Below are 19698 nucleotides of genomic sequence, written 5' to 3' on the forward strand. Positions count from 1 at the left end.
GCGAATATGGCGACATGATCGTCATGGGTATCGTCGATCCGGTCAAGGTCGTGCGCACGGCCCTCCAGGACGCGGCATCGGTCGCCGGCCTGCTCGTCACCACCGAAGCCATGATCGCCGAAGCTCCGAAGAAGGACTCTGGCGCCGGCGGCATGCCTGGCGGCATGGGCGGCGGCGGCATGGGCGGCATGGGCGGCGGCGGCATGGGCGGTATGGGCGGCATGGGTTTCTGACCGCGCAATTTGACCATCTCGGAAGGGCGGCAGCGATGCCGCCCTTTTGCTTTTGCCTTTTGTCGATAGGGGCTATGGCAGCTCCATCGAGGCGGACCTTGGAAGGCCCTTCGCGCTTGCAAACAATTTTTTGTGCATTGCAATATGTTGCTCGATGGATATGGTTCCACTGTCGGCCATCTACTCCTCCCAGATGCGATGCCGACGCTGAAATGCAGCGCACCTCCTCCCGCGCTGTTTTCGACATCGGCCCGCTGCCATCGCCGCGGCAGCGGGCCTTTTTGCGTGAGCGATAGGGTTCGCCCGAAGCTGGCTCTAAGCGATGCGGATGCTGTGGACTTCCAAGCCCTTCTTCCCCGGCCGGCATTGGACCATTACCTTTTGCCCCTCCACCAGATTGGTGAGGCCAGAATCGGTCAACGCAGTGGCGTGAACGAAGACGTCCTTGCTCCCATCTTCAGCAGCAATGAAGCCGAAGCCCTTTTTGGGATTGTACCACCTCACTGTGCCCGCACTCTCCGTCGTTCCACCCACTGCAGAGACGGATCCTTCAGCACGATAGGCAGGCGGCGACGTTTTGGCGACCTCGTCAATCTCCAGCAACTGGGTGACCTGGGGACCCTTTGACCGCTCTTCGACGGCGACCTTGAGCCGGGTTCCTTGGGAGACACTGCGGCTTCCGGCTAGCTCAAGTACTCTGCTGGGCAGGTAGGCATCCCTACCGTCCAAGAGTTTGACGAAGCCAAATCCTTTGGTCACGTCGAACCACTTCACCTCGGCATCGACAGGATCTACGGACATGGGAGGCGGACGTTGAAAATAGCTGGGCTCGGGAGGCCGTTCCGAAAAAGAAGCCGGTTCGTCGTCATTCCAATGCCTGCGTGGTTTGCGATGATCTCTATATCGGCTCATGATCGTCTCGGCGGGATAGCGAAGGCACGGTGGTCCGCTAAGATAATCTCCATCGGGCGACGCGCTAGTGTCAATTGCCCTTGTGGCGCAAAGCTCTCTCAATCCATTGTGTCCAACTGGTTTGTTTTGCCGATTTGAGCAAAGGCGTCTGGTGCATTGGCCGGGCTGGCATTATGTGCAAGGAAATCACCAGACGATCATCGATAGACCTCGATGCCTGGGCCGCGAACATCCCTGTAGGGATCGCGTCGACACGCTTCAGCGCAAAAACCGGCACGACGAGTGAACTACCAATTGTCGAACGGCTGATGAGCACCTCGGTTTGTTCGATCTAATCGACGTTCTGGGCCGCAGTGAATGCTGCAGACTTCGTGGGGACGGGCGCTCGGCCGAAACGAGCGAAGGAGGCAAAAGTCGAGGTTCGCGTGCAAACTGCCCAACGCCAGGCGCTGGCGCGGCTGCGCAATCAGCGCTTCTTTTGCTTGGCGAGCTAAACGCCGAGATCAGTGTACTCGTCACACGAACTCAACGCCTCCAGCCGGGCCGAACTCGTGGCCGAGCTGGACAGGCCGAAGCAGGGGCAATTGCCGGACCTGCCCCGTCTTTGTGCGCTGGAAGCGCGGCCGTGTCGCGCCCGACTATCGAGATCGACGGACACTGGTATTCCACGCGCTCCAGCAAGAGATCTTTGAGCCGGGTGTCATCGGCCCAGTCCTTGAGATCGGTCACGCGTGCGCTCGGCATATCGTCCCGTGTCAAGATCACGCGATCCTCGCAGATCTCGGCTGTTCCCAACACCAGCCAGTTCAAGCTCCCCCCGGTCCGGGGGGAGCTCGTGCATCAGACGGCCCCCGAGTCGATTTTGCAGTGCCTGCCGATCGGCGACGAGGTTGTCGAGATGCCGTGACTGTTGCACTGGCAACCGCTCTTGCGCCAATTGCCCAACCAACGCCCGCGTGCCGTCCACCACGAACACGCCGCAATCATAATCGTTCTGTTGCTGGGACATGCGGGCTGGCTCCAGGCGCGCACCCAGCCGTGCTGCAACTACTGAAGCAGGTACATCATTGTGTCCGCGGACGGAGTCGTAGTGATACGCAACCGGGCTTTCCCGATCGCGGCGGTCAACCAGCAGCAGCGACCAATGAGTGCCGCGGCGATTGGGGTCCGTGGTGCTGGCGTCGCTCACTGGCACAAACACGAAGTCGGCTGTGTCGGTACCGTCTCTGTAAAGGATGCCATCCAATGCGCGTTGCATATCGATACCCCCACGCAGACTATAAAGAGCTATGAGGGGGTCCACGAACCGCGTCCGGGCGGCGAGGTTCGGATAGGTCACCGGCAACTCCTGGGCCAGGAGATCGTAATCTCTCTGAATATGCTCGTCACCCAGCCATTGCTCGGCGCCGAGCACCTGCCCGGTGCGGGCATGCGACGAGGCTCCCGGATCCAAAGCGTCTATATGAGCCACGGATGGCGTAACCGGAAGCTCCGGCCGATAGTAAGCATCGTCCTGCCATTCGGCCTGTTCCAACTGGCCTTCCGGCAGCCACTCATTCGCGTCAAAGTCGGACGGCACTCGCGGCGGCCAGCTTGAGCCCGACGACGCAGTTTCCTGCCGTTCGGCGTGTCCTAACGCGCCTTCCGGCAGCCACTCCCTCGCATCGAAGTCGGACGGCACTCGCGGCCAGCTTGAGCCGGACGACGCAGCTTCCTGGCGTTCTGAGTGTCCTGACTGGCCTTCCGGCAGCCACTCATTCGCGTCAAAGTCGGACGGCACTCGCGGCCAGCTTGAGCCGGACGACGCAGCTTCCTGGCGTTCGGGGTGTCCTGACTGGCCTTCCGGCAGCCACTCATTCGCGTCAAAGTCGGACGGCACATACGGGGACCAAGTTGAGCTCGACCCGGCAGGCTGCGGAGCCCAATCAACCTGTTCAGAGGAAGCCACACCCAGCGCTCTGTTCGCCTCAACAACTGCTAGGTACTGCCGAAGCCTGTTGAGACTCAGGGTGACCTTTCCTTCGGCGTTGGTGAAATCCTTGTGATCGGCTTTCAACGACAGTTTCTGCTGAGCAGTGCCGTTGAGTCGGCTCACTATGCTCGCCCTACCCTCCCTTTGGAGCCAATCACTAAACCTGCGTTGCGCGCTGGCAATGGTCACACTTACGTTTTTCTGCCGGGATGTCGGCTTGGGTCCGAGCTTGATCAGCTCTTCCTTGGCCAGGCCCTCAATGATGCGGGCGTCGTCGGGATAGGGATTATGCCGGTTGGATTGCCGGCTCGTTTGGATTCCGCCGCCTAGGTGCTGCTGAAGCCGGTCGAGACTCAGGGCGGTTTTTCCATAGACTGTGTTGAAGGCCTTTTGGTCTGCTTTCAACGCCAGTTTCTGCTGAGCAGTGCCGTTGAGTCGACCCGCTATGCTGCCCCTGCCCTCCCTTTGCAGCCAATCACTAAACCTACGTTGAGCCCAAGCAGTATTCCAGACGACTTTTCTCTGTTTGCCCACCTCGGGTCCGAGCTGGCGCAATTCTTCCTTTTCCAGGCCGTCGATAATGCTGGCGTCATCGGGATAAGGACTATGCCGGTTGATTTGGGGGTCGGCGCCTAGGTACTGCCGAAGCTGATCGAGTTGAGAGCTGGTCTGTCCTGTGGCTGTGATGAAGGCCTTGTGGTCTGCTTGCAACGACAATTGCTCCTGAGCACTGCCGTTGAGTCGGCTCACTATGCTTCCCTTACCCTCCCTTTGGAGCCAATCACTAAACTTGCGTTGCCTGGAAGCGATCACTGAAACGCGCGTTTTCTGTGGGCGAGTCGAGTCCGATGCGAGCTCGGCTAGGTTTTTCTTTTCCAAGCCATCGATGACGAGGGCGTCCTCGGGATAAGGGCCAAGTGTTTGGCGCCCCATCAGGCGGGGTCCGGCACCGACTGACTGGAGCCCCTCAGCCCCGAGCCTCCGGAAATGGGACAACGCCGACGAGAGACGGTCGCGGTCGTCCCCTCCGGCTTTCGTGTAGTCCTCGATGTCGATGGCCAGCGACCTTGGCTCGTTAAAAGCTCGAGTCGTCAACGGGCCCCTGTTCTCTTGGCGGAGCCAACGAGCAAATCCCCTAAGAACGCCTAGATTATCCTTGATGGTAGGCTCGGGAACCTTTCCCTCCCCTCGGCCGATGGTGCCGTCGGGAACGACTTCATAAGCTCGGAGTTCTGCCGCGAACTGCTCGATGAGGCGCTCGTCCTCGGGATGCATGTCTGCGCCGGTGGGGGGGCGACTACGCTTGGCCGAGTCCATACGAAGCTCTGAATGGACCACGTCGGACACCGGGCTGCGGGACGACTTTTCGCTTCGGCTTCCGAAGACTTTGCCGAGGCCTGATTTTACACGAGAAAACAGTCCACGGCTTTTGCTATCCTTGGTCCGCGTCGCGGGCTGCGCCTCCGATGGCGCTGTGAAACGCGTGCTACCGAATGACCTGTCACGCAGGTCAGACTGCGAGCCCGTCGGAGCCGAGCCAAGGTGAGCGCGAGGAATATCAATGCTGTGCCGCGTACTGCTGAACCCACTGTCGCGCAGATTGGATTGCTGCGGCATGCGCATTGAACCGCCGATGCCAGTGCGCCGCAGACTTCTTTGTGCCTCAGCGGGTCGAGTGCCGGGCGAGCTCAACTCAGCGGAGCTCTCCTCAGAAGAGCTGAGTTGAAGCTCGCTCAGCTGCTGTTCAAAGACAGCTTGATCCGCAGCCATGTTGTCCGAGCCTTGCCTCGCACGCTGCAGCTCTTTCTGCTCAGCGTACCAACGGGTCCAATAGTCTGGGTCGTTATAGTTCGCGTCCATAATACTATCCCTAGCTGAGATGAAACTGCATAGCTGCCCCATGTAGGGACGAGCCGCTTCGACTCGGGTTTCCGCAGCAACAGACTCTCGCGGCCAGAACTCGAGATATTTGAAGACTGTTGCAGACACAGCTTTCGAGAATCTGACGGGTCGCGGACGAGGCCAGCCCCGATCTGAATACCTGGGGGTTGGTGGAGGTCCTTCCCGAGTGCGAATTGTGCAACCGGTTGTTGAATCTGACCGCCGAGCGGCGGAATCTGCAAGGGTTAGCTGTTCGCTCGATACCAGCACCGTATCTTGGATGGCTGGATCGCGTGCGATCCAGCGTTAGCTGCGGCCCCATAACGAGCGGAGGGAGCCTGTCCGAGTTCGGGCGTTGATCGGGCTGGCGACCGAGCTTTCGTCCGCAGCCAGCATGGCTTCAGAACATCGCATCGGCTTGGTCAATGCTGCTCCAGGATCAGCAATATTCGCGCGTGTGGGTTCACCCGCCGGCCGTCCGAGGCCCTATGCTGACACCGGCCATGCGGGATAAACAAGCTCTTGCCACAGATGTCCGCCGCGTTGAGGAGAATACGGCATTGCCGCTCTGCCCGCCTTTGATCCGTCACGTAAAATCCCCCGGCCTGTTCGGCACCATCGATCGCTTGCCGTGCCTTGGCACGCCTGTGAGCGGCCGGACATTCGAGATCTTCAACCCATCGACAGGCGAATTGCTGGCGAAACTTCCCGACATGGGCATCGAGGAGACGCGCGCCGCGATCGGCAAAGCCCATATGGCGCAGCCTCGATGGGCGGCGCTAACCGCCAGAGAGCGCAGCGACATCCTGTGGCGCTGGCGTCAGCTGATCGTCGATCACGCCGACGACCTCGCAGCGATCCTCACCGCTGAAATGGGCAAGCCGCTCACCGAGGCGAAGTCGGAAGTCTCGCATGCCGCGGCGTATCTGCAGTGGTACGCTGAAGAGGCCAATCGCATCTATGGTGAGACTATCTCGGCACCGTCGACAGACCGCCGCATGCTGGTCATCAAACAGCCGATCGGGGTCGTCGGCACGATCACGCCGTGGAATTTCCCGGCATCCATGGTGGCGCGCAAGATCTCGCCAGCACTTGCCGCCGGCTGCACGATCGTTCTCAAGCCGGCCGAACAGACACCGCTCGTGGCGGGTGCGATGTTCGCCCTCGCCCATCAGGCTGGCTTTCCCGAAGGCGTCGTCAACCTGATCTATGCTTCGGATGGCGATGCGGTAGGCCGCGAACTCTGTTCCAATCCCAAGGTCCGCAAGATCAGCTTCACCGGCTCGACCGAGGTCGGACGCCTGTTGATGCGCCAGTGCTCGGACCAGATCAAGAAGCTCAGCCTCGAGCTCGGCGGCAATGCGCCGTTCATCGTCTTCGACGATGCCGATATCGATGCTGCCGTCGACGGCGCGATTCAAGCGAAGTTCCGCAATGCCGGCCAGACCTGTGTCTCCGCGAACCGCCTTTATGTGCAGGCGGGCGTTCACGACAGGTTTGTCGAGGAGTTCGTCGGAAAAGCCCGCCAGCTTTCGGTGGGTGACGGCTTCGATCCAGCTGTAGCTATCGGACCGCTGATCGATAGTCATGCGCTGGCCAAGATCGAATCCCATATCGCCGATGCCGTGGCAAAGGGCGGGGCAGTTCAATGCGGCGGCAATCGCATGGGCAAAGAGGGTACGTTTTTTCAACCGACGGTCCTCACTGATATCTCCGGCGAGATGGCCGTGGCCCGAGAGGAGACATTCGGGCCGTTGGCTCCGATCATTCGCTTCGAAGATGCGGATCAGATCGTGCACGAGGCCAACGACACGATTTACGGGCTTGCCGCCTATTTTTACGCTTCCAACCTCAAGCGGGTGTGGCGTGTGGCCGAGGCGCTGGAATATGGCATGGTTGGCATCAACACCGGGCGCATGTCATCGGAGGCCGCACCCTTCGGCGGCATCAAGCAATCCGGCATCGGGCGCGAAGGGTCGCGCCACGGCCTCGAGGATTACCTCGAGATGAAATACCTCTGCATGGGCGGGATATGAGCTCGCGAGGGTAAGTCGTTACTCCAGGCCACCAGGTCGTCACTTCAAAGCCGACATGCTTTGCCAGTGTTTTCGCCAGTGGCGCCTGCCCCGGATCCGGGCTCTCCGGACTGTGGCAAATCCCGATTAGGCCGGCAGCCTGGCGACAACTCTCGGTTATTGGGGTCTCAAGCCTGCGGCTCAAGCGCAGACCCTACAGGAGGCTGAGTTTGTTCTTCAGTTCCGCGTTCTCCTTGCGAAGGCGCTCAGCGAGAAGGATCTTTAGCCGTTTGTTTTCCTCCTCGAGCGCGACAAGGTCTTTCAGGTCGTCGCTGCGCGGCGCAGGTGTCGAGGCCCGTTTCCAATGGTAATAGGTCTGTTCCGATATGCCAGCCTGCTTTGCGGCGAGTTTCAAAGTGGCGCCGGCGTTGAGTGATTTCTCCATCTCGGAGAGCTTCTGAGCTCGCTCTTTTGCGGAGTAAATTTTCCGGCCGCTTCGAACCGTTGCCGTCGAATCCGACGTTGCAGGCTGTGTGACCGCTCCATTGGTACGGGATGGCGATGTTTTCTCCGGCTTCGACTTGCGCGATTGCGCAACTCTACTCTTGGCCTTTGGCTTTTCTGCTTTCGCAGGGGATTCAGAGGGGGATGCTACAGCTTCAGCGCCATTTGGATCGGGCATATGAGTCTCCGCTTGGGATTTGAACAGATGTTCAGGATCGACGGAGATTACGTTGGAGTCAATCGTCTGACAATTGGGCAGCTCTGCCGCCTCCGATTCTCGGATTGTCTCGGCGAGGGCCGCTGAGATATCAAAGTTCCCCCAAATCGGCCGGGACTGTTTTTGAACGCCACGCTTCCGCTTGACTTCCAAGATGAATGGTCGCGTTTGACGCCTCATGCCGCTTCCTTGTGAGCATTATTGTCTAAGAGGTCCAGTTTCGGGCTCCGATTTTCACCGCCAGTTCCTGTTCCGCGCCGGCCTTTATAGCCCAGAAGGAGTCTTGGCAACTCCATCAGAGCCATAGAGCCCGTCTCCAAACAAGAAGTTCATATGCGAGCCATGACCACCCATGTGGTATCATGCTTCATGGCCATTGCTTCGAATTCGCGCCCCCGGCACGTGCCGGAAAAGAGCTTTCCAGCCTATGCGTATTTACCGGGCAGGCAGCCGCATCCTGTGCGCGATCCCGCTGGACATAGCTATCTGGCCGAGCCGATGCCGGTCACCACGGATGCGGCGCTTGGCTCAGATCCATTCTTCTGGGGTCTCGACCTCTTCAATCACGGGTATTACTGGGAAGCACATGAGGCGTGGGAAGGTCTTTGGCAGGTTGCCGACCGAGGCAGCCCTTCTCGCATGTTCTTCAAAGCATTGATCCTGTTGTCAGCGGCCGGCGTAAAGATACGAGAGGGCAAAACTGCCGCAGCGGTGCGTCACTCCCGGCGCGCCGCATTGCTGTTTCGTCGATTGCGCGGCCCGTCGGAACACATCGTTGAAAACGCGCTCGGCCTCCCGCCAGCGATACTCGCCGACTATACCGAGGCAGCGACAGAGGCTCCGGCGTTGCAGGACGCGCCACTTGGTCAGCCTCGACCGGTATTTGATTTCGTCCTCGGATCAGATCAGCGGGGCAAAGCCACGCGCAACAACAGCATACCGTCCGCTGCAAGCACCTAAGCTGGTTGAGAGCCAGGTCCGAAGGCCGCCTGGCGGCCTCGCCGTTATCAAATGCTGGCGGTTGCCTCGACGACCCTTCCGGCGAGCTAACACCTGAAAGGGACAGGCCCTAAGCGTCGGCTATGGTGTCACGGCTCGCAATTTGGCTGCTTCAAAGTCGAAGGAAACGCGGTTCCGGCCGCGCTGTTTCGCTTCAGAAAGGCATCGTCCTGCTGTGCGAAGAATATCCTGCGTATCTGCATCGGGAGGGATTTCCGCACCCCCGATGCTGACGGTCACCTTTACATCGTCCTGTTGCGCTTTGATCCAGGGTATCCCTTCAACAAGACGGCGGATGTTCTCCGCTATGGTCATTGCCTGCTCCTTGCGCACCCCTCGCAGCAGGACCCCGAACTCTTCGCCACCAAGGCGCCCAACCGAATCGCCAGGGCGCGTTAGATAGACAAGCGCCTTAGCGATTCGAACCAAGGCCTCGTCGCCTTTGGAATGTCCGTGCTTGTCATTGAACGAGGAGAAGTGGTCCGGATCGACAAGGAGAAGCGTGTCGTATTCACCCTCATCGCGCTCCCTGTCCATCCTTGCGATGAATCCGCCGCGACTAAGAAGCCCCGTCATCGGGTCGTGGGTGGTGACGAACGCCAGCCTGTCATGGGTTTCTCTGAGGGCCGCATACGACTTTTCCAGCTTGTCACATGTGTCCTGGATGGTTTCCGACTGGGCGAAGATATAGGCCCCGACAGGCATCCCAATCAGGATGGGGATGAGCGTGCACTCGACCCAACTCAGCCAATCGATCGGCATGCGTAAGGCTATTCTTGCCGTGAACGACAGACCAAAGGTCGCGACGACGGCAATGATCGTCACGACTATCGATTTGCCTAGAATACGCTTGGTGCGAGGCGTCATGTTGTTTCTTTGGAGATTGGTACCGTTTTCTTAGATAGAGGCTCTGAAAGAGCCGTTACCAACTCTACTAAGATTAGTCGGAAACCAGAAGGCTGAGGGGCGGCCCCGTCTCCTGAGCCCCGGAGTGCGTGCGCACGCAAGACAGTGCGGCGAATTTTAGCAACGGTTAAAATGCGAGTTTTTCGATACTGCCGCTGTTCGTTGTCGAACACTACTGCATTCTCCATAGGTGGTGATCATTGAATATACGCCGCGCGCAGGACGGCCGGTAGAGCCGCTCTCGACACGGCGGGCCCGCGTCCGGCGGCCCGCGGAGCGGACGGGCCGGTGCAACCGCGGCCGAGCATCCCTGCCCGGTCGGGCTAGCGGGGCTTCCAGCCCTGCGCGGGACGCAGTGGCCGGGATTGCGCAGGTTCCCTTCCCATTACTATTCCCATTGATTGCCACGTTGGCTGACATTATATTGCGTCAGGCTAAGCGGCAAAACCAGCAGGAGAAAGCAATGGGTCTCGTCCAGTATTCCGATAATGGCCTCTTCGCGCCGCGCAAGATCGCGCAGGCGTTCCGTACGACCAGCGAGGAAGTCGCGCGCACCGCGGGGCTTGGCAGGGACGCGGTCCAGCGCAAGGACCGCATTCGGTCGGACAAGACCCAGCGTCGGCTGCGCGAGATGGTCGAGGTGATCAACAAGGTCGAGCCGCGCTTCGGTTCGCAGTTGATGGCCTATGCCTGGTATCGTTCGGAGCCGCTTCCGGGCTTCTCCGGCCAGACGGCTATGCAGCTCGTGCGCGGCGGTCGTGCCGATGACGTGTTGGACTATATCGACGCGGTCGACGCCGGCGTGCACGCCTGACCCGGTGCTTTATCGTGGAAAGCTCTATCGGGCGTTGAATCCCATCTATGCGCGCGAGCCGCTATCCGGCCGTGGTGCCGAACTCTACGGCGGACGATTCAATCCGAAGGGTGTGCCGGCGCTCTACGCGTCACTGTCGGTGATGACAGCGCTCCGCGAAGCGAACCAGGTCGGCAATCTCCAGCCGACGACGCTCGTTTCCTACGACGCGGAAATCGATGATGTCTTCGACGGCCGCGACGCGGAGGCTTTGTCGGCGCAGGATATGCATGCGGCTGCGCTCGCCGACGGCACATGGCGCGATCAGATGAAGGCGAGCGGAGAAGCGCGGACGCAGGCCTTTGCCCGACGCCTGATGGATCAGGGTTGCAACGGCCTGCTTGTCCGCAGCTTCGCACCCGGCGCAACCAGGCAGGATCTGAACCTCGTGCTCTGGAAATGGGGGGATGCGGCCCCGCACCGCCTCACGCTGATCGACGACGAGGATCGCCTGTCGAGATAGCAAGCCGTCAGGCCTCGATCCGATCGCTTCCGGGCTTGTCGCCAGATGCCTCGACATCGCTGGCGAGATCCGCGTCTACCTCAGCCAGTTTCTCCCGCTTCATCCTCAACTCCGCCTCGAAGGCAAAGGCTTCACCGACGCGCGGAAGATACGATGCAAGACGCTTGCGAGCATCGTCGAGCCGCAGGCGATAGTTTTCCTGTTCGCCCTCGAAACTGGCCAGCGCGTGCTCGAGCCGGGCTATGGCGCCGATCAGCGTCATGGTCACCGGCAACTCGACCTGATGCCGGCGCCGATGCGCAGCAAAATCGTCGTGTAACGGAACTCGTCGCTACCCAAGCGCTCGCCGGAAAATTCCAGATCGAAGCTGAGCAGGTATCCGCTCCTCATGATGGGAGGGCCGATGCGGCCAAGGCGGTGGAGCGCGCGCTGAAAGCCGAGGGAGTGTCGCAAGCCGGGAAGGAGTACGACGGCAAGAGCTGGTTGCCCTCAGCACTTAAAGCGCCAGAGCCGGAAACTGAGGCGGTGTCAATCGCCGCCGAATAGCAGACCTTCTACTTAGCAAGCCGGGGCAGCGATGTCCCGGCTTTACTATATGGGCAAACCGGGATAGCGAAATCCTGGTTTGTCTTATTCGACGAGGAATAGCCGATGCCCACCAGAATGATTGCGCAGGGCCTCACAAGTTACTCAGCAGCGGCTTTTGCTTCAGCGATCCACGCGTCCCACTGAGCACGGTGAGATTCTCTCCACGCTTCGGCGTCCTTGCGAATATCTTCGGCACTGCCGTGGCCATCGTGGATCTTCAGGCTTTCTGCGCTGACGTCTTCCAGCGGGATTTGGAGGAGCTCGAACCACTTCCGAGCCGCTGGGTTCTGGTCCAAAAAGGCGGTGTTGGCGATCACACGCTGAGTGAAGGAAGTGAAACCGAGGTTGCCAATTCCCGGAACGACCGTGTCAGCGCCTTCCAGGTCTTTTGGAAGGTCGGTGTGATCGACCGTCAGCCAAACCACGTCCTTTCCGGGCTGCAGAATTGTACCCAACCACATTGGCGACCAAGAATAATATAAGGTCGGCTTACCTTCTTTGACACGTTCAATGGCGTCAGCGATGATCGCGTTGTAGCTTCCCTGAAAATGGCGAACTGTATCGCGAAGCCCATAAGCATCCAGTTGATGCTCGATGACCCGCTCGCACCCCCAACCTGGATCACATCCGTACAAGGTCGCCTTGCCGCTGCCGTCTGTGTCAAACAGCTTTGCGATATTGGGATCCTTGAACTGATTTATAGTCTTAATATGGTAAGCGTCGGCCGTTTTCTTATCAATCGAATAGCCTTGAATAGACTGTTTGACCAATAGGCCAACCGGCTGAAGCTTAGAGCTCCCACCGCTATGATCCCAGAAATCTTTATGCAGAGGATCGTCATAAGCGGCATAAAAGGTTGCGTCCCCATTTCCCACTGATAAGTAGGCGGCTTGGATCTGCGTAGAAGCAGATTCCTTTACGTCATAGCCCAAATCCTCCAGTCCCATGCTGACCAGATCTCTTTGAAGATACTCTTCAGGATAGTTCTGATCGGTAGGCTGTACGGAAATCCCGGTTCCAGGGAGTTTATCCGCAGATTCCGCAGTATTAGTTATCGCGCCCGTCATCATAAGGGCCGCAAACAAAATGGCTAACGCTCTTCCACGCATAGATAGTCTCCCATTGTTTTCAGATAGATGGATATTTTTCCCCAGCTTATTATGATGACGGGTTATGATGTTGCCTTTATAATATCCGGCCCACACCCCATTCCGATCTCACTTAATTCCTTTCCCCAAGACCTGATCGATGGCTAGACACCGAATGCTTGGGACGCGAATGCCATACAACGTTCGCAGCCACAGGAATTTAGACTGCACAGCTTACTGCGCCTTTGATACGACTTGAAGGCATCGCTTTCGTTGGCGCTGAACGCTAATGGCGGCGGGAGTTACAAATCAACCGTATAAAAAGTCATGCGCAGTAGGACTAAATGTTATCTATGGAAGAGGCTGGAGCATCCGTTATGACCCGCGCGCAGGATCCTGTCTTGTGTTCCCAAGCTGGGCGAGGTTCAGTCGGGACCTGTTTGACGCGGCTATACCGGGATGCTCAGCTCACTATGGCGACTGCGAAGGACTAAGTCCCAACTCGCGGCTGCGTACGGCTCGAGCCCGCTATCGGACAACGCATGTCCGAGGGGGGGGCGCGATAACATTTAGTCCTGCTGCGCATGACTTTTTGTATCGTTGTCTCGCCCCCCACTCGTCGATAGCGTTTAAGATGTTCAATAGAGAACCTCATCCTCGGTTAGAGACCCGGAGCTGATCTAAGCCATAGCGAAAAGCCCCTACATTCTGCCGCACGACGCTACCTCAAGCAGGCGCCACCTCAAGCAGGCGCCACGCGTCGCGGGTGCGCCAGTTCCCCAGAATGACAGCACTTTTTGGGCGCGCCCCGCAACGCTTTGAACAATGGTCCCGGCTTGGATCGAATAGGAAGTAACTATGTCCACCTGCGCCATCAAGTGCATCGATGTCTTCAAGGCGGACCTCCGCTATGAGGGCGGCGTTTATCGTTTGTCAGGTGGGCGCGAGTACACCGTCCTGGACGCGACCATCGTGCGGGTTACTACGCAGGATGGAATTGAAGGCTGGGGGGAAAGTACTCCCTGGGGCTCTAATTATGTCGCCTCCCACGCGCTCGGCGTCAGGTCTGGCATCGCAGAAATGGCGCCGCACCTTATTGGCCTTGACCCACGGCGCGTTGACCGCACCTATGACGCCATGGATGCAGCCCTTCTAGGGCATGAACATGCCAAGACGGCGATCGATGTCGCATGCTGGGACATTTTTGGAAAGTCTGTGGGTCTCCCCGTCTGCGAGCTGTTGGGGGGGCGCACCAACGTTAAGATGCCAGTGATCTCGTCGATCCATATGGATGAACCGGAGAGTATGCGCCGGAGCGTAGCTGAGTATCGCGCCATGGGTTATCTCGGGCACTCAGTGAAGGTGGGCGGGGAACCGGCTGAGGACGCGGCCAGAATTGCGGCCGCTCTCGGCGATCAAAAGCCCGGAGAATTCTATATCGTGGACGCAAATGGAGGGCTTACGGTAGAGACCGCCCTACGCATGCTGCGTCTTCTTCCTCATGGGCTCGACTTTGTACTCGAGGCCCCCTGCGCAACGTGGCGGGAATGCGTGTCTCTGCGCAGGAGGACCAATATCCCGATTTTTTTCGACGAATTGGCAACCAGTGACGCTTCGATCGTACAGTTGATCGCTGACGATGCGGCAGACGGCATAGGTTTGAAAATCTCCAAAAATGGCGGGCTTACCAAAGGCCGTCGCCACCGCGATATCGGCATTGCTGCCGGCTACACCATGAGCGTCCAGGAGACGGCAGGTTCTGATATTGCATTCGCCGCCATAGTGCATATGGGCCAGACCGTACCGGAGAAATACCTTCGCTGTGTGCTTGAAAGCCGCGCAGTGATGTCTGGGAAAACTGCTGACGGCCCCTACGATGTCATTAACGGACGGATCGTCGCCCCAGATCTGCCAGGCCTGGGGATCACACCCCGCCTCGAGTTCCTCGGTGATCCGGTTGCCCGTTATTCCTAGAATCGGCTCTGAGTGTCGGCTCGGTCTTCGAGCGTAGTCAGCCAAAAGCGGAAACGCTGCGTGTGAAGGAGGATTCAAGGCCGATGGGCCCTGGAATGACCGGACTAGCTGCCATTCGAGCCGCAACGCTCCTACGGCCACAACAACTTGAGTTCATTCGCTTCAGGGATCCCCGATCACCGACAATGTCAACCTGATGTCCATGCAAGGGAACCGTGACAGGCGATGCGATCAAGGACGCTGTATCATAACATCCAAAGGCTGTTGCCGACCTTCGAGGCAGCTGCGCGCCGCGAAAGCTTTACCTTGGCCGGTGAGGAAGTCGGCCTGTCACAGAGCTCAGTGAGCAAGCAGATCATGGAGCTTGAGCGAAGGCTCGGACAGCCGCTGTTTGCCAGAATGCATAAACAAATTTCGCTAACTCCGGCAGGCGATCGGCTCGTGAGAGTCTATTCCGCTGCGGCATCTCAAATCATTGATGTCCTTGAAGACTTGATTCAGGACCGATCCCGGCAGCAGATCGTCCTTTCGACGTCAACGGCCAATGCGACCTTCATGCTGCTGCCTCGGGTCGCTGAGGTCCGGGATTGTTTTGGCGGCGGGGAGATCTTTGTCGTCACCGCCGACCCTCAAGGCATCGACCCGACCGGACAGGTGGATCTTATGTTCACCTTCGGCGAACCAGACTTTCCGGGCCTCACCATCCGCCCCTTGTTTCAAGACATCATGACGCCGGTCTGCTCCCCTGAATTTCTGGAAAGGAACGGCCCGCTCCAGAGCGTTACCGACCTGGCAGATTGTGAGCTTCTCTACATGCAGGCTCAACATCCGTCGTGGGTGGGTTGGAGAAAGTGGCTACGCGAATTTTCAATGGAGCCGCCCAAGAACCAGCGCACGATGGGGTTCAATAACTATTACAACTTGATCCAAGCCTGCTTGGCGGGCCAGGGCGTCGGGCTGGGCTACCTCCGGGTGCTTGGCGATCTGCTTGAAGCCGGACGCCTGGTAACCCCGCTCACTGAGTTCTTGCAGACAGACGATCGGTATTGCATAGCTTGGCCCTCAGGTCGGCGTCCAAATTTTCCCACAGAGCCATTTCAGCAATGGCTGACACGCCGCTACGGCGGTCCGATAAGCGGATTTTCACAGCTTGGTGAATGAACTTAGGTGCTGGCCTGCTGCCGGCCGCATATTCCCGAATACGACCAAGGCTATCGGTCCCAAGTAGATTCTCTGCACGCCGCCGGGATCTTGCATTCCCAGGAGGAATGCAAGATCGGCCTAACATTCATTTGATTTCGAACTGTCCCGTCGACATCTTCCCTTAGGTGTAGACCGCAGCGGACCTGAGATCCGCCCCGAGGAAGATGGCAGATGCGCAACATATTTACGTTTGGTCATCAGCCAGCTCGACGCAACTGGACCGTCGCTGATTTGCGCGCCAATAAGGGCAAAGTTCAGCTAACTGAGGTGACTGTCACAAGCCGGGAACAGGCAGAGCGAGCTGCGGCCGCCGGTATCGACACACTGATGGTGCGGTCGCAATACCTGAAAGCGGTGAGGGAGGGGGCGCCGACCACATTCGTGACAGCCGCCCTTATGTTAGTGGACCATCCCACGGAAAAGGATGTCTTCGAAGGCGCAATGCGAGCAATGGATGAGGGGGCCGATGCGCTTTATACGAGCCGAAGTCTCAACACCATCCGAATGCTCGCTGACCTTGACTTCCCGGTCATGGGCCACGTCGGGCTTATTCCCCCGTACAGCACATGGATAGGTGGGTTGCGGGCGTACGGGACGAACGCCATAGAGGCGATGAAGCTCGTGGAGCGCTTCCGCGCCATGGAGGCTGTGGGCGCCTTTGCTGTCGAGGTGGAGCTCGTACCCCAGGAGGTACTTGAAGCTATTAATAAGCAAACCAGCCTGATCACGTTCTCGATTGGATCCGGCTCGGGTGGCGACGTCACCTTCCTGTTTTCCGAAGACATCTGTGGGGAGACCAAGAACCCACCGCGTCACGCGTTCGCTTACGGCAATGTCTTGCACCTGCAGGAACAGATGGAGCGTGAGAGGATCAAAGCATTGACGGCCTTCCACACAGCCGTTCGTGAGGGGTCTTTTCCCTACCGCGACGTCACAATTTCCATGAAACCCGACGAGTTGGAAGCATTCCAGGCTCGGCTTAGCGAAACAGCCCCACTGGGCGCGCAAAGCATAGGATGACGCAAATGGCCGCCGACACCACAAAGCCAGAAGTTACTCTCCCGGGAAAGGCCACATGGAACTACAGGCCAAACCTCCCACTTCAGGATCGGTCCATCTTCAACATCCAGCGGGGGCCCCTAGAGGGCCTTAAACTCATTTGGAATTCGTGGCTGCCGATTTCTGATCGACTGCTTGTGGTGGGCGTGTCTTTCCTGACTTGGTACTATCTATCACCCAGCCTCCAGACTGCTCGAACATTTGGTATCGATTGGATAGCGGCGGTCTATCTGCGCAACCTCGCGATGATCGTCATTCTCGCCGGTGGACTGCATCTATACCTGTATACGTTCAAGATGCAGGGAGACCGTCTGCGGTATGATACCCGCCCGTTCCACAAGAAAAATGCGCTATTCACCTTCAGCAGCCAGTTTCTCGATAACGTGTTCTGGACGATCGCAAGTGGCGTTACCATCTGGACAGCCTACGAGGTCATCGGTCTCTGGTGCTATGCCAACGGCTATATGCCGATACTGACCTTTACGGCCCATCCCGTCTGGTTTGTGCTCTGGTTTGTTTTTTTACCGCTCTATGGGGTGTTCCACTTCTACTGGATTCATCGCCTCCTGCATTGGGGACCGATCTACAACCATTTCCATTCCCTGCATCATCGCAATGTCAACGTGGGACCATGGTCAGGCATGTCCATGCACCCCGTCGAGCACCTGACGTATTTGACGTCAGTTGCGATACACTTCCTCATCGCGTCTCACCCGGTCCACTTTCTGCTCCATCTTCAGTCGAAGGTGTTGTTGGCCGTCAGCTCGCATGCTGGCTATGAGTCGGTGACAGCCGGGGAGCACAGCGACGCGGGCTTAAAGGTTGGCGATTTCTTCCACCAACTTCACCATCGGTACTTCGAATGCAACTATGGTGAACCAGAGGTGCCTTGCGACAAGTGGTTTGGCACCTTCCATGACGGCTCGGAAGAGGCCACCGCACGGACCAGGATACGCACCAAGGAGATGCGCAAGAAGTGACGCCGCGCAAAGGCTTGTCATTTTCAAGGATTTTCCGGCCCAGCAGCAGGGCCGTTTAGGCCAAATCCGAGCGTGCCGTAGAAAGGTTATCATGGTCAGGATCACTTACGTCGAATACAACGGCCGCGAACACACCGTCAGTGTTCCCAGGGGCGCGACCCTTATGGAAGGCGCTCGGGATAACGGTATTCCGGGTATCGAAGCGGACTGCGGAGGCGCATGTTCCTGCGCCACCTGTCACGCCTATATTGACCCTGAGTGGGCGTCAAAACTCCCGGCTAAACAGCCTATGGAGGCAGACATGCTGGATTTCGCACACGAACCGGATCCGTCCCGCTCACGCCTGACCTGCCAGGTCAAGGTCAATGAGGCCCTAGATGGTTTGGTTCTGCACATGCCACAGAGGCAAGCCTGAGACATCTTAGGGAACTGGTCAGCGATAGGGATTACGGATGTCAGGTATCGTCATCATAGGCGCAGGCCAAGCAGGCGCCGCGGTTGCGGCAAAGGCTCGTGCAGTCGATTTCTGTGGGCAGATAACGATACTAGGCGACGAGCCCGTCGCACCTTACCAACGCCCTCCCTTGTCAAAAGGTTATCTCCTCGGTGAAACCAAGCTCGAGAGGCTTCTGTTGCGGGCACCGGAGTTCTGGCGGGAGAATGCAATTGATCTAAGGCTAGGTGCGACGGTGTCGGCGATCGACCGGTTCACAAAGACAGTGAATGCAGGCGGCCGGAGCCTAGCCTATGACCACCTGGTTCTGGCGACGGGCTCTAGTCCGCGGAGACTTCCGGCGGAAATGGGCGGTGAGTTGGGCGGTGTTTACACGATCCGCACGCTCGCCGATGCGAACGCGATGGCGATGGAATTTTGCGCGGGCCGGAAACTGCTGATTGTTGGGGGTGGTTATATAGGCCTGGAAGCTGCTGCCCTCGGCGCAAAACTGGGTCTCGCCGTAACCCTTATCGAAACGACGCCGCGAATTCTGCAGAGAGTTGCTGCACCGGCGACCTCAACCTTCTTCAGAGAATTGCATGCTGAGCATGGCGTCACCATCAGAGAGAACACAGGTCTTGACCGGCTGACGGGCGAGGGGCGAGTGTCCGGTGCCCGGCTTTCCGACGGCAGCGAACATGAGGTCGATTTTGTTATCGTCGGCATTGGGATCGCGCCCAGAACCCAGCTTGCTTACGATGCAGGCCTGGTCATCGACAATGGGGTGGCAACAGATGCCTTCGGCCGAACATCAGATCTAAACATCTGGGCGGCAGGGGAATGCGCGTCATTTCGGTACGGGGGCAGCCGCATCAGGGTTGAGAGCGTTGGTCACGCGATCGACCATGGCGAACTGGTAGCCGCGAATATTGCTGGTGCCGGAAGTCAATACAAAGCGCGACCATGGTTCTGGTCAGATCAGTATGACATCAAGCTGCAAATTGCAGGTCTCAATGTGGGCTATGATAGCGTCGTGGTCCGTGGAGGAGAGGGCAAATCGCGTTCTACATGGTACTACCGCGGTCCACAGCTTCTCGCGCTTGATGCGATGAACGACCCGCGATCCTATATGGTAGGGAAGCGCGTCATCGAAGCGGGTCTGACAATTTTACCAGAACATGTCAGTGACACGTCTATAGACCAAAAGTCGCTGCTCTCGCTTGCCACAACGATTACAGAAACATTTGCGGCATGAGTAGACTTGATGCAATATACAACGTAAAGTTGCATGATTTGTATTATAGAACGAATAGTTTTACGGAATCAGCAAGTACCGATAGCGCCGCCGCGTCTGCTGAGATCCCCTGCGTCGATAACATTTCGTCCGACCAGCCATGACTATTTGTCCGGTTGTT

16 protein-coding genes and 2 pseudogenes are annotated in these 19698 nt (G+C 58.2%); 12 read left to right on the forward strand and 6 right to left on the reverse strand.

Features of this window, described 5'->3' with window-relative positions; genetic code table 11:
* Positions 1-233 (forward strand): annotated as a pseudogene (groEL, locus tag O7A61_RS12295) (chaperonin GroEL); the annotation flags it as partial.
* A gap of 315 nt (positions 234-548) precedes the next feature.
* Here the strand turns inward: groEL and O7A61_RS12300 are convergent.
* Positions 549-1145: a cold-shock protein gene (locus tag O7A61_RS12300; protein ID WP_337130010.1), complete on the reverse strand. Its 597-nt coding sequence runs from the start codon at positions 1143-1145 to the stop codon at positions 549-551.
* A 383-nt stretch (positions 1146-1528) separates the two neighbouring features.
* On the opposite strand from O7A61_RS12300, the pseudogene O7A61_RS32590 reads away from it, so the two are divergent.
* Positions 1529-1812 (forward strand): annotated as a pseudogene (locus tag O7A61_RS32590) (IS21 family transposase); the annotation flags it as partial.
* Between the two features lie 33 nt (positions 1813-1845).
* Here O7A61_RS32590 and O7A61_RS12305 read toward each other — a convergent pair.
* Positions 1846-4977 (reverse strand): Ulp1 family isopeptidase, encoded by a 3132-nt coding sequence (locus O7A61_RS12305; protein ID WP_337130011.1) that lies wholly within the window; start codon positions 4975-4977, stop codon positions 1846-1848.
* A 581-nt stretch (positions 4978-5558) separates the two neighbouring features.
* Between O7A61_RS12305 and O7A61_RS12310 the strand changes: the two genes are divergently transcribed.
* Positions 5559-7034, forward strand: coding sequence for an NAD-dependent succinate-semialdehyde dehydrogenase (locus tag O7A61_RS12310; protein WP_337130051.1), 1476 nt, complete (start codon positions 5559-5561; stop codon positions 7032-7034).
* 193 nt (positions 7035-7227) lie between these two features.
* Here O7A61_RS12310 and O7A61_RS12315 read toward each other — a convergent pair whose 3' ends face one another.
* Positions 7228-7914, reverse strand: coding sequence for a transposase (locus O7A61_RS12315; protein ID WP_337130012.1), 687 nt, complete (start codon positions 7912-7914; stop codon positions 7228-7230).
* Between the two features lie 162 nt (positions 7915-8076).
* Between O7A61_RS12315 and O7A61_RS12320 the strand changes: the two genes are divergently transcribed.
* The gene (locus O7A61_RS12320) at positions 8077-8694 is read left to right on the forward strand and encodes a DUF309 domain-containing protein (RefSeq protein WP_337130013.1); all 618 of its coding nucleotides are present in this window, start codon (positions 8077-8079) and stop codon (positions 8692-8694) included.
* A 120-nt stretch (positions 8695-8814) separates the two neighbouring features.
* On the opposite strand, the gene O7A61_RS12325 is transcribed toward O7A61_RS12320, so the two are convergent.
* On the reverse strand, positions 8815-9600 hold the full coding sequence (locus O7A61_RS12325; protein ID WP_337130014.1) for a GGDEF domain-containing protein: 786 nt from the start codon (positions 9598-9600) through the stop codon (positions 8815-8817).
* 502 nt (positions 9601-10102) lie between these two features.
* On the opposite strand from O7A61_RS12325, the gene O7A61_RS12330 reads away from it, so the two are divergent.
* Positions 10103-10453, forward strand: coding sequence for an MbcA/ParS/Xre antitoxin family protein (locus tag O7A61_RS12330; RefSeq protein ID WP_337130015.1), 351 nt, complete (start codon positions 10103-10105; stop codon positions 10451-10453).
* A 4-nt stretch (positions 10454-10457) separates the two neighbouring features.
* On the forward strand, positions 10458-10955 hold the full coding sequence (locus tag O7A61_RS12335; protein WP_337130017.1) for an RES family NAD+ phosphorylase: 498 nt from the start codon (positions 10458-10460) through the stop codon (positions 10953-10955).
* Between the two features lie 7 nt (positions 10956-10962).
* Here O7A61_RS12335 and O7A61_RS12340 read toward each other — a convergent pair whose 3' ends face one another.
* Both O7A61_RS12340 and proX read right to left on the reverse strand, forming a co-directional pair.
* Positions 10963-11217, reverse strand: coding sequence for a hypothetical protein (locus O7A61_RS12340; RefSeq protein WP_337130018.1), 255 nt, complete (start codon positions 11215-11217; stop codon positions 10963-10965).
* Between the two features lie 424 nt (positions 11218-11641).
* Positions 11642-12652 carry a glycine betaine/L-proline ABC transporter substrate-binding protein ProX gene (gene proX / locus O7A61_RS12345; RefSeq protein WP_337130019.1) on the reverse strand — a complete coding sequence of 337 codons (1011 nt, stop codon included), beginning with the start codon at positions 12650-12652 and terminating at the stop codon, positions 11642-11644.
* Between the two features lie 837 nt (positions 12653-13489).
* Between proX and O7A61_RS12350 the strand changes: the two genes are divergently transcribed.
* From O7A61_RS12350 to O7A61_RS12375, 6 genes are all read left to right on the forward strand, one after another.
* Positions 13490-14605, forward strand: coding sequence for a mandelate racemase/muconate lactonizing enzyme family protein (locus O7A61_RS12350; protein WP_337130021.1), 1116 nt, complete (start codon positions 13490-13492; stop codon positions 14603-14605).
* Positions 14606-14869: 264 nt separating this feature from the next.
* Complete coding sequence (locus O7A61_RS12355; RefSeq protein ID WP_337130022.1) at positions 14870-15766, forward strand: LysR substrate-binding domain-containing protein; 897 nt, start codon at positions 14870-14872, stop codon at positions 15764-15766.
* A 213-nt stretch (positions 15767-15979) separates the two neighbouring features.
* On the forward strand, positions 15980-16828 hold the full coding sequence (locus O7A61_RS12360; RefSeq protein ID WP_337130023.1) for a 3-methyl-2-oxobutanoate hydroxymethyltransferase: 849 nt from the start codon (positions 15980-15982) through the stop codon (positions 16826-16828).
* Positions 16829-16833: 5 nt separating this feature from the next.
* Positions 16834-17847: a sterol desaturase family protein gene (locus O7A61_RS12365; RefSeq protein ID WP_337130024.1), complete on the forward strand. Its 1014-nt coding sequence runs from the start codon at positions 16834-16836 to the stop codon at positions 17845-17847.
* Positions 17848-17938: 91 nt separating this feature from the next.
* A complete protein-coding gene (locus O7A61_RS12370) occupies positions 17939-18262 on the forward strand; it encodes a 2Fe-2S iron-sulfur cluster-binding protein (RefSeq protein ID WP_337130025.1) in 324 nt (107 codons plus the stop codon).
* Between the two features lie 37 nt (positions 18263-18299).
* Positions 18300-19538 (forward strand): NAD(P)/FAD-dependent oxidoreductase, encoded by a 1239-nt coding sequence (locus O7A61_RS12375; protein WP_337130026.1) that lies wholly within the window; start codon positions 18300-18302, stop codon positions 19536-19538.
* Positions 19539-19698: the final 160 nt, after the last annotated feature.

Origin of the sequence: Mesorhizobium sp. Cs1321R2N1, from assembly GCF_037179725.1 — a bacterium.
In the GTDB taxonomy this organism is placed as follows: Bacteria; Pseudomonadota; Alphaproteobacteria; order Rhizobiales; family Rhizobiaceae; genus Mesorhizobium; species Mesorhizobium salmacidum.